Below are 10,747 nucleotides of genomic sequence, written 5' to 3' on the forward strand. Positions count from 1 at the left end.
CCCGGATCTTCCACCTCATAGCACGGCCGCTTGAATTCCTTGACCGCGCTGCGCGGAAACGCGAACCGCGATAACACCCTGCGTGGTCTGGGTTTGAACGAGACGCCAGCCGGATAAAGCCGCGGGGAATGCGGCTCCGCAAAACGCGCCAGCAAAACAACCGGCTCGCCGAGCGGCGCCGCGGACAACGGCAACCTGATCCTTCGCGGATCCTGATCCACCGCACGGAACCGCCTCGCCGGAGGCCCTCGCACCACGGGGGTCTCCGGCGCGTCCGTGTGTGGGTCATGCGCGCGGTAATCTTCGGGTACTGCGGCACGCTGACCGACCCCGGCGAAGAGGGAGTATCGCGAGCCCTCGCGCACCGCACCGGCGAGCTGCTCGGCGTCTGCCGGCCACGGTTCTGGGAGGCGCTGGCCGGGAGCTTCGGCTAGCGCACCATCGGGGTCCACGGCGGGATGGAGAGCACCCTGAGGGCGGTGGCGCTTTCCTGCGGAGCGAACCCGTCATCCGCCCAGCTCCCCGTCGCGCTCGCGCATCACCGGAGCGGTCATGCCCGCCTCCGCAAGCCGCGGCACCACGCGCTCGGCGTCCTGGCGGAACTCCGGCGGCGGGGGCTCCCGATCGGCCTGCTTAGCGACTGCGGTGCCGAGCTGACGGAGTGCTGAAGCCCCACCACGTTTGTCCCGCTCGTCTTCTCTGGCAGGAGCGATGCCGCAAGCCCGATCCGCGGCTCCATGCGGCGGTGGGGCGGCGCCTCGCCGTCCATCCTGAGAAGTGCTCGCCACGAACGCGCTGTCCCCGGGGGCGGCGCGGTACCGGTCGACCCCGATGACGGGGTCCGTGAGTACGCGGTGGACGATCCGGCCGGCCTGCTGCCCCTGGTGGGCAGCGCCGGGCCGGTACAACGGTCGGCATGGAGATCCGCGTGCCTGAACTGCCGTTCCCGCTGAGCCGGTCACCCCGCACCGGAGAGCTGGGCCTACAAGGAGGGTGTGCTGACCGGCGCCGCCGGCCCGCGCACGGACCTCTCCACCAGCCCTGAGGACGGATCGGTGCGCGCCGAGGCGCCGCTGCTGCTCGGCTCGTACCGGGGGGAATTCCAGTTCTCGGCGCTCGTCGCCCCGGCCTTTGTGGCCGCTTTCGACGCGGGTGCGCTGATCGCCCGGGAGGGCCAGGATCGCTGGCTCAAGCTGGCATTCGAGGCGCCGTAAGGGGTCCCGATGGTGGTCTCGGTGGTGACCCGCGGATCCTCGGACGACGCGAACGGGGCATGAGCCCAGACCGAGCAGCGGAGGCGGTCCTGCAGTGGCTGAAGGAAGGTGGGCCCACAGCCTTCGACATAACCCGAGAAGCAGACCGCAGCCATGCTGTCGACGCCACAATCCGTGCAGGCCTAGACCTGCTACCCGCCGCAGCTGCTGACCGATTCCTTGCTCACACACGCAACAGCGACCGAGACGATCAGATGACAATCCACGCCACGTTGGACAAGGCTTCACCAGGCCATCGCTTCCTTGATCCGCCCCTCAGCCATACCTAACCACAAGGGCGCTCGCGCCCTCCTAATCCGAAGGTCGAGACCAACCTCGCGGGTGCGCCAGGACGATGGACAGCGTTCCAACCGGGCCCCAGAGACTCGATACAAACCATGCTGTACCGCCTGGGGACCATGTGGGGACCACACGTCATGCGCGCTGATGCACCGACCTCCCGTCGGACCACGTGCCCGGGTCCAGTACGCCGCTACTGGACCCCTTGGCTCGGCAGGGGATCCGATGCACCCGTCACCCGCACCCCGCCCACGCCGGCGTGGGCCGGCTGCCTACGTGACTGGGAACGTGCCCTGCGTGCGGCCAATCATCCGCAGAACACCCGTTACAACTATCTGCTCGCGGCCGCCCAGCTGGGCCGGTACCTGCGTGAGTATTCCCCGGACCCGGAGGCCGTCACGGCGGCCGGCGACCCGACGCGGGTATCGCGGGCGCACGCCGGTTCGCGGCCGAGACGGGCGACCGTCGACGCTCCGAGCGACTGGCATCGTCGTAACAGCGTCTGCTCGGCCGGCCGCATTAGCACGAATGGCGTGATGACGGCCCCATGAGCCATATATTTATCGATACTCGTCACTTGCCGACCGGTTCTCATTGAAGGTCCGGCAACACCCTCGTAACATGCGAGCTGTGGTTGTTAACGGTAACATGACGGCGCCCCGCTTTTGAGAGCCGCTGCCCCCTACTCAGGAGAAAATCCGTGAACAGATCCAGACGTACGAATGTCGCTCTGGCCTCGGCCGGTGCCGCGCTGTTGGGATCGGCTGCGCTTGCGGTGGCGTTGCCGGCCAGTGCCGCCGCGGCGGGCTGTGCGGTCAACTACACCGTGGGTTCCGAGTGGCAGGGCGGGTTCACCGCCAGCGTGTCGGTCAAGAACCTCGGAGACGCCCTGAACGGCTGGTCGCTGACCTGGACGTTCGCCGCCGGGCAGACGGTGAGCCAGGCGTGGAGCACCGAGCTCACCCAGAGCGGCTCGGCCGTGACGGCCAGGAACGTCAGCTACAACGGCGCAATCGCCACGAACGGCGAGGTGTCGTTCGGCTTCAACGGCGCGTCGACCGGCAGCAACCCGGTTCCGACCGCCTTCGCCCTCAACGGCGTCGCGTGCACCGGACAGCCGACCACCACCACGCCGCCGGTCACGCCCCCATCGGAACCGCCGGTCACGCCCACAACGCCACCGCCGGCCACCTGCGCGCTGCCGACGTCCTACCGTTGGACGTCGACCGGTCCGCTGGCGCAGCCGAAGTCCGGCTGGGCGTCACTGAAGGACTTCACCATCGCCCCGTACCAGGGCAAGCAGCTGGTGTACGCCACCACTCACAGCAGCAGCGCCACCGGCGGCTGGGGTTCGATGAATTTCGGCCTGGTCGACAACCTCAACCAGCTCGGCTCGGCCGCCCAGAACACCATGAGTCAGGGCACCGTCGCGCCGTCGCTGTTCTACTTCGCGCCGAAGAACATCTGGGTTCTCGCCCACCAGTGGGGCCCGACGTCGTTCTCGTACCGCACGTCGACCAACCCGGCCAACGCCAACGGCTGGTCGGCCGCGCAGACCCTGTCCACCGCGAAGATCACCGATTCCGGCACCGGCGTGATCGACCAGACGATCATCGGCGACGACCAGAACATGTACCTGTTCTTCGCCGGCGACAACGGCAGGATCTACCGCCAGATCATGCCGATCGGGAACTTCCCGGGCAGCTTCGGCTCCAACTACACGACGATCATGACCGACACCTCGGAAAACATCTTCGAGGCACCGCAGGTCTACAAGGTGCAGGGCCGCAACCAGTACCTGATGATCATCGAGGCCAGGACCAGCTCCTGGGAGCGCTACTTCCGCTCGTTCACGGCGACCAGCCTGAGCGGCACCTGGACGCCGAACGCGACGACCTACAACAACCCGTTCGCGGGCAAGGCCAACAGCGGTGCCACCTGGACCAACGACATCAGCCACGGTGAACTGCTGCGTACCAGCGCGGATCAGACCAACACGATCGACCCCTGCAACTTGCAGCTGCTGTACCAGGGCCGCGCCACGAACTCGGGCGGTGACTACGGCCTCCTGCCGTACCGGCCGGGTCTGCTGACCCTCCGCCGCTGATCGACAAACGGATGATGCAACGAGGCGGGCCCGGATTCCACCGGGCCTGCCTCTCCTGTAACGGTCTCGCCGTCGGCGGTCAGGCGCTGGGCGACGTGTCGGCCGATTCCTGCGCAGCCTTCGAGGGCCCAGGTACGGCCTTTGTGTTCACGGCCGGCGGCGAGCATGGCTCGTAGCCGTCGCGGTCGGTGCCGAACCGGCCCCGCCCAAGGGCTTGCTCCAGGTCGTTGAAGATCACGAGCGTTTTGGCGCACCATGAAAACGCCTTCAAAAAGTGTTACGCCGAGACCCTCCGGGCGACCATATCTCCATTAACGAGCCTTCTTGTGAAGCGCGAAATCATCTGTCTATATTGTCGTCGCTCAATGACGTTGGAGTAGTGCGACTGATCCTGGATGAAGCGAGGGAGCACCACGTGAAGAGTCTGGGGAAGTCGCTGCTGGCCGCCGCGATGATCATCGCCGCCACGTCGGTGGGTGTGGCCGGCCACGGCGTTCCTGCCGCCGCCGCGGTTCAGGCGACCTACTACGTCGCCGCCGACGGGGACGACGCCAACCCGGGAACGATCTCGGCACCGTTCCGGACCCTGCAACGGGCTCGCGACGTGGTCCGGACTGTCAACGTGAACATGACCGGCGACATCCAGGTCTATGTGCGTGGCGGCAGCTACCCCGTGGGCAGCACCATCGAGTTCGGGCCGAGCGATTCCGGAACCAACAACCACCGGGTCGTCTACGCGGCCTATCCGGGCGAGACCCCGATTCTCGAGGGCGGCACCCGGGTGACCGGCTGGAGCCAGCACACCGGCAACATCTGGAAGGCCCCGCTCGACCGGGCCAACAAGCTGCGTGCGCTCTACGTCAACGACAAGCGGGCGTTCATGGCCTCGAAGACGATCGCGTCGTCCGGCTGCCACGGGTCGTACACGATCACCGCCGGGCAGGCCGCGTGGGCGTGGGAATCGGGGTCGCAGTGCGCCGGCTCCCGATACAGCACGTCCGACTTCCCGGCCATCGCCGCCAACCAGGATGACATCGAGATCGAAACGTCCACGACCTGGACCTCGGCCATCGTCGGGGTTCGTCAGGTGACCACCGACGGCGGCAGCCGGGTCGCGCTGTTCCAGCAGCCGGGTGCGGCCATCGCCCAAGGAGCCTTCAACGGCAACGCGCAGGTCGGCGGCTCCCACAAGGTCATGAACGCCTACGAGTTCCTGGACGCGCCGGGCGAGTTCTTCTTCGACAAGACCAGCCGGACGTTGTACTACTACAAGGCCGATTCAGAGAACATGTCGACCGCGTCGGTCTTCGCGCCCAACAACGTGACCACGCTGCTGCGGGTCTCGGGCACCTCGGCGAGCAGCCACGCCCGCAACATCACCTTCTCCGGCCTCAGCGTCCAGCACTCCGACTGGAACCTGTTCAGCGTGGCCGGATCGGCGTTCAAGCAGGCGCAACAGGGCAATCTCGGCGCGCTCGCGTATGCCAAGCAGAACTTCCATGTCTACTACTACCGCAACGTCGACGTCACCCCCGGCATGATCGAGGTCCAGAACGCCGACGGGATCCTCTTTCAGCGCAACCGCGTCCAGCACAGCGGCGCCGACGGGATCAGCCTGATCAACGACGTGCAGAGCAGTCAGCTGATCGGGAACCAAACGATCGATGTGGCCGGATCCGCGGTGGTGGTCGGTCACCCGCAGCACGTCTACATCGGCGACCACACGTCCGCCAACCGGGAGAAGTACCCGGCCCAGGTCGAAGGACTGCCGAAGAACATCGAGATCAAGAACAATTACCTGTACGACAGCGCGGTGCTCTTCAACGGTCACAGCCCCCTGTCGGCGTACTTCGTCGACACCCTGACTGTGCAGTACAACCGGATCGAGAAGGCGCCGTGGTCCGGCATCACCCTCGGCTGGGGATGGTGGAACTTCGACGGGTCATCCGGCTCGATCGCGCCTAACCGTCCCACCACGACGGCGCGCAACAACACGATCAGCCACAACCACATCATCGACACGGTGCAGCGTCTCAGCGACACGGCTCCGATCTACACGCTCGGCAGTCAGCCCGGAACCACCATCACCGACAACTATCTGCAGGGCGTTCCGGCCGGCCACAAGTACGGCCTGCATCCCGATGAGGGTTCGGCGTACATCACCTTCCGGAACAACGTCCTCAGCGTCGACAAGAACGTCACCTGGCTGATCAACTCCGACGACTTCGGCCGCAAGCACGATCTGAGCATCACGCAGACGTACGGGCCGATCAACAAGGTGTCGAACAAGAATCTGCCCAACAGCACCGTGCAGGACATTCTGGTGTCGTCGGACTATGTCTGGCCGCCGGCGGCGTACGCCATCGCAGTGAACTCCGGCTTGCAGGAGTCCTTCCGGGACCTCGCCCCGCGCGTCTCGCCCGATCACGTCCTGCCCGCCAGCACCTTCGTCGGCAGCGGGAGCTCCCCGATCCCCGTCCGGAGCACCGGCGACGCGACCCGGACGATCTGGCTGGCACCGTCCGGCACGACGACCTTCACGGCCGGGCCGACGATGACTTCGGCCGCCGGGAACGCCACCTCGATCGCGGTTCCGTCGTCGCCGGGCGACTACCGGCTCTTCGTCCTCGACGCCCAGGGCAACCGGTCGGCCGAGTCCCGGTCACTCGTCCGGCAGCAGGGCGGCGGCGGCTCCCAGCAGGCCGGGCAACTCGTCGGGGGCCAATCCGGCCGGTGCGTCGACGTGCCCAATGCCGCGACCGCCAACGGCACGCAGGTGCAGCTGTGGGACTGCGACGGCAGCACCAAGCAGCGGTGGGCCTACGGCACCGGCAAGCAATTGACGGCGTACGGCAACAAGTGCCTGGACGCGTACGGCAACGGCACGGCGAACGGCACCGCGGTCATCATCTGGGACTGCCACGGCGGGACCAACCAGCAATGGAACCTCAACTCCGACGGCAGCATCTCCAGCGCCCAGTCCGGCCTGTGCCTGGACGCCAACAACGCCGCCACCGCGAACGGCACGAAGCTGATCCTCTGGTCGTGCAACGGTGGCACGAATCAGCGCTGGACCCTCCGCACCTGATCTGATCCGGCGGCAACTCCGGCGGGTGGGCGAGGGTCCAGAACGGGTCGCGGGTTGAAGTCCATCGGCCGTACCGTCGGCTTCGCCGCCGACCACCTACGCCGGATAGAGCTGGTCACCGTCGGTGCCACGCCGGGTTCCCGCGCCGCCGCGATGGACCCGTATGGCAGCTCGGCCCCCGGCGGTTTCGACCCGTAGCTCTACCAGCTGCGTCACGCCGTCGAGAACGGCATCGCCCTTCTCAAACGCCACCGCGGCGTCGCCACCCGCTATGACAAGTTGGCGGTCCGCTTCCAAGTCGTGCTGACCATCACCACCATCGGCGGTGGTCATGAAACACGCCTTAGTCTCGGCGCATGACCGTTCTGGATGTTCACGACGACTTTTTGACGGTCGCCGAGGGCACGGCGTCCGTGACCGCGCCGGTCGCCGCGCTGGCCGGCCTTGTGCCGTATGCGGAGCTGCGTCTCGGTCTGCAGGGGTTCGGCCCTGATCTGGTGTCGCGTCTCGAGGCGTGCGTGCGGGAGCTGGCGGGCCGCGAGAAGCGGGTGGTCAGCAAGATCACCGGGCTGTACGACGACCGGCTCGGCCAGGTGGCCGACTGGTGCACCGACCTGGGCATCGACCACGAGGAGCAGACACAGTATCGCGGCCGGATCCGCCGCGTCGTTCTGGACCGTCTGCGTCCGGTGGAGGGTGAGTACAACCGCACCCTCTACCTTGAAATCGTCGGCTCCTCCCGCCTGCGGTTCCACGAGTCGTACCAGCGTGGCGACGACCCGGCGACGCTCCGCACGGCCGAGGCGCCGCTCGCCGAGGCAGAGGATCGTGTCGTCGCGACGTTCAGAGAGCTGGTGGCCGGCGGCGAGTTGGGCATCCACCTGCCGTTCCGCGAGAGCCGCGACCGCGTGTACCGGCGGCATGCCGAGGCTCGCCGGCTGGGATCGATTCGCTGGCATCAATTCGATCGAAGTGGTGATCTTTCCCTGGCGGTCACCACCACGACGCTGGATGATGCTCCCACCATCGAATTCCGGCAAATGCTGTTCGTCCGTGGCGCCGAGCCCGAGACGTCGGCCGTGCGGACGCCGTTGGGCTCGATGGGTGAGCTGATCACATTCCTCGAGCGTCGACTCGACCGGCCGGAGGGGCCGCACACCGAGGACGAGCTGTTCGCCTGTTTTGCCGAGCTGACCGGGCGCGGAGACCTGGGCGCCGCTGCGGGACGGGAGAGCGCCGAGAAGGTGGCGCGGCTGTTCGCCGAGGCGGGCGTGCCATGGGAGTCATCCGGCAAGCGGAAACACACGCTGCTGTCGACCTATCGGGAGGCGACGGGCTGCGACTTCAGCCTGCACCTGACGGTCGAGATCCACCGCCGTCCTGGCGCCGCGGTGGCAGTGGGCCTGCTGTTCACGGAGTACTACGACTACACGGCAAGGCCGGGCGACTCGGGCCGCGAGTACGGCTACTCCGCAACGCTGGAGCCGTTGCCTGCAGATGAGTTGGTCGATGGCCTGGGACGCCGCCTGGGCCGGATGCCGACGTCGGGAGAGCCGGACGAACGCGTCGTGGCGTGCTTCCAGGCGATGCTCGATAGCGGCGACCTGTCCGCCGCCCTGCCTCTGAAGGAGAACAGGGACCGGGTGGCCGCGGTGCTCCGGTCCGTGGGCACCGTCACGACCGACTCATCAGTTTGGGTCAACAGCTGAGGTCGTGGGTCAGTTCTTGTGCCGCAGCGTCCGGGAGACCCGGGCGGTGGGAACGTCGGCGCTGAGCATGATGGTGGCGGCGAGACAGCGCAGTTCGTGGACTCGGGGGGTGCCACAGTGGCGACGTTTCTAATCCTGGCCTCAGGTTGATCGGGGAGGATGATCAGCAAAGCATCCACTGGAAGGGGGCATGCCGGCGTGCGGATCATGATCGCGGATGACGAGGCGGCCATCCGTGAGTCGCTGGAGCGGGTGCTCCAAGTCGAGGGTTACGACGTCAGCACCGTCGCCAACGGTCTCGCCGTGCTCGACGAGGTCGGTGGGGCCGGCGGTGACACGCTGGATCTGCTGATCCTCGACGTGATGATGCCCCGCCTCGGCGGGTTGGAGACCTGCCGGCGGTTGCGGGCCGCGGGCCAGGATCTGCCGGTGCTCATGCTGACCGCCCGGGACCAGGTCTCCGACCGGGTCGCGGGGCTGGACGCGGGCGCCGACGACTACCTGCCCAAGCCGTTCGCCACCGAGGAGCTGCTGGCCCGGGTGCGGGCCCTGCTGCGCCGGCGTACGCCGGGCGACGGGGAATCGCAGGTCCTGTCGTTCGCCGACGTCCGGCTCGATCCCGACAGGTTCGAGGCGTGGCGTGGCGAGCGGCCGCTGCGCCTGACCCGGACCGAGTTCTCCCTCCTGCAGGTCCTCGTCCGCAACGCCACCCGAGTGTTGACCCGCGACGCGCTGTTCGAGGCGATCTGGGGCTTCGACATGAGCGCCACCGCCAACAACCTTCAGGTGTACGTGAGCTACCTGCGCCGCAAGATGGAGGTCGAGGGCGAGCCGCGATTGATCTACACGCTGCGCGGCCTGGGATACACGTTGCGGGAGACTCCTCCGTGAGCAGGCCCACCGGCCGGGAACCGCGCCGGCTGACCCGATGGTGGCGCCGGCAATCCCTGCGGACCAGGATGACGGTGATCGCGGCGACGGCCATCGCGGTCAGCGTGTTCGTGTCCTTCCAGGTGGCCAGCGAGCTGATGGACCGGAAGCTGCGGGACACCGCCGAGGCTCAGCTGCACGCCGACTCCCGCGTCCTCGCGGCGAGCGCGGAGCGCGCCGGGCTGGCGCAGGTCGAGCTACCGCCGTACCCCGGATCCGGTCGGCTGGTGCGGGTCATCCTGCCCGACGGCTCGACCCGGACGCCGGCCGGCCAACCCGCGCTGCCTTCGGTCAGCGAGCAGGCCGGGCGCGTGGCGCAGGGCGCGTCGACCGACCTGCTGGAGTCGAACGACTGGAACGACGGCTACCGCATCTACACGCTGCGGGCGGGCGACGGCGCGGTCCAGGTGGCCGACCTCGCCGATGACAGCCCGATCAACCAGTTCGGGTTCGGCATGCTGCTGATCGGGCTGCTCTGCGTGGTCGGCGGCGGCCTTGTCGGGCGGACCGTGGCGCGGACCGCGCTGGCCCCGATCGACCGGCTGACCGCCGCCGCCGTACGTGTCGCGCACACCCGGGAACTCGACGCCGACATCCCGGATGAGGGCGGTGGGGAGATCCGGCGGCTGATCCAGGCGATCAACGACATGCTCGCCGCGCTCCGGGACTCCCGGCGGGCCCAGCGGCTGCTCGCCGAGGACGCCGCCCACGAACTCAAGACCCCGCTCACCAGCCTGCGCCTCAACGTCGAGCTGCTGATCCGCCTCGATCGGCGCGGCACCCTGGACAGCGCACTGCCGGCGGAGAGCCGGACCCGGCTGCTCAACGACCTCGGCGCCCAGGTGGCCGAGTTGAGCACCCTTGCCGCCGAGCTGACCGACCTGGCGCGCGGCGACGTCAGCGACGAGAGCACCGAACTGCTCGACCTCGCCGACGTGGTGCTGGCCGCCGCGACCCGGGCGCGTTCCCGGGTGCCCGACATCGAGATCGCGCTCGACGTGACCTCCGTGTGGGTGAGCGGGCGTCCCGCTGCGCTCCAACGGGCGGTGCTCAACCTCATCGACAACGCCGGCAAGTGGTCCCCCGCAGACCAGCCGGTCCAGGTCCGGCTCCGTGCCGAGGGCGCGTCGGCGGTGCTCGAGGTCGACGACGCCGGACCGGGCATCGACGCCGCCGACGTACCGCGGGTGTTCGACCGGTTCTACCGGGCCGACAGCGCCCGGGCGTTGCCGGGATCCGGTCTGGGGCTGTCGATCGTGCAGCGGGTCGTCGACGCCCACGGCGGCCGGGCCGCCGTCGCCCGGTCCGCACGCGGTGGTGCGCTGCTTCGGGTCGACCTTCCGGTCGCGGCCCCGCCCGC

At 68.1% G+C, this 10,747-nt stretch carries 7 protein-coding genes and 2 pseudogenes; 8 read left to right on the forward strand and 1 reads right to left on the reverse strand.

Annotated elements, in window-relative coordinates:
* On the reverse strand, positions 1 to 221 hold a 221-nt coding region (locus tag AB0C29_RS17455), incomplete at its 3' end, for a hypothetical protein (RefSeq protein WP_360821289.1).
* Positions 222 to 287: 66 nt separating this feature from the next.
* On the opposite strand from AB0C29_RS17455, the gene AB0C29_RS17460 reads away from it, so the two are divergent.
* From AB0C29_RS17460 to AB0C29_RS17495, 8 genes and pseudogenes are all read left to right on the forward strand, one after another.
* Positions 288 to 434: a hypothetical protein gene (locus tag AB0C29_RS17460; protein WP_360821291.1), complete on the forward strand. Its 147-nt coding sequence runs from the start codon at positions 288 to 290 to the stop codon at positions 432 to 434.
* Between the two features lie 543 nt (positions 435 to 977).
* Positions 978 to 1,214 (forward strand): annotated as a pseudogene (locus AB0C29_RS17465) (DUF1349 domain-containing protein); the annotation flags it as partial.
* A gap of 1,039 nt (positions 1,215 to 2,253) precedes the next feature.
* Entirely contained in the window at positions 2,254 to 3,660 is a 1,407-nt protein-coding gene (locus tag AB0C29_RS17470) for a non-reducing end alpha-L-arabinofuranosidase family hydrolase (protein ID WP_360821293.1), read from the forward strand.
* 451 nt (positions 3,661 to 4,111) lie between these two features.
* Positions 4,112 to 6,748 carry an RICIN domain-containing protein gene (locus AB0C29_RS17475; RefSeq protein ID WP_360821300.1) on the forward strand — a complete coding sequence of 879 codons (2,637 nt, stop codon included), beginning with the start codon at positions 4,112 to 4,114 and terminating at the stop codon, positions 6,746 to 6,748.
* 198 nt (positions 6,749 to 6,946) lie between these two features.
* A pseudogene (locus tag AB0C29_RS17480) lies at positions 6,947 to 7,108 on the forward strand (IS5/IS1182 family transposase); the annotation flags it as partial.
* Positions 7,105 to 8,457: a hypothetical protein gene (locus AB0C29_RS17485; protein WP_360821294.1), complete on the forward strand. Its 1,353-nt coding sequence runs from the start codon at positions 7,105 to 7,107 to the stop codon at positions 8,455 to 8,457. The pseudogene AB0C29_RS17480 and the gene AB0C29_RS17485, both read left to right, overlap by 4 nt.
* Positions 8,458 to 8,655: 198 nt before the next feature.
* A complete protein-coding gene (locus AB0C29_RS17490) occupies positions 8,656 to 9,348 on the forward strand; it encodes a response regulator transcription factor (protein WP_360821296.1) in 693 nt (230 codons plus the stop codon).
* A partial coding sequence (locus AB0C29_RS17495; RefSeq protein ID WP_360821298.1) for a HAMP domain-containing sensor histidine kinase occupies positions 9,345 to 10,747 on the forward strand: 1,403 nt, incomplete at its 3' end. The genes AB0C29_RS17490 and AB0C29_RS17495, both read left to right, overlap by 4 nt.

The organism is Actinoplanes sp. NPDC048791 (assembly GCF_040650095.1).
Taxonomy (GTDB): domain Bacteria; phylum Actinomycetota; class Actinomycetes; order Mycobacteriales; family Micromonosporaceae; genus Actinoplanes.

What these genes read in the sequence shown, in the direction of transcription:
- AB0C29_RS17460 (WP_360821291.1), top strand. Translation starts at nt 288, where the DNA reads ATGCGCGCGGTAATCTTCGGGTACTGCGGCACGCTGACCGACCCCGGC.
- AB0C29_RS17475 (WP_360821300.1), top strand. Translation starts at nt 4,112, where the DNA reads ATGATCATCGCCGCCACGTCGGTGGGTGTGGCCGGCCACGGCGTTCCT.
- AB0C29_RS17485 (WP_360821294.1), top strand. Translation starts at nt 7,105, where the DNA reads ATGACCGTTCTGGATGTTCACGACGACTTTTTGACGGTCGCCGAGGGC.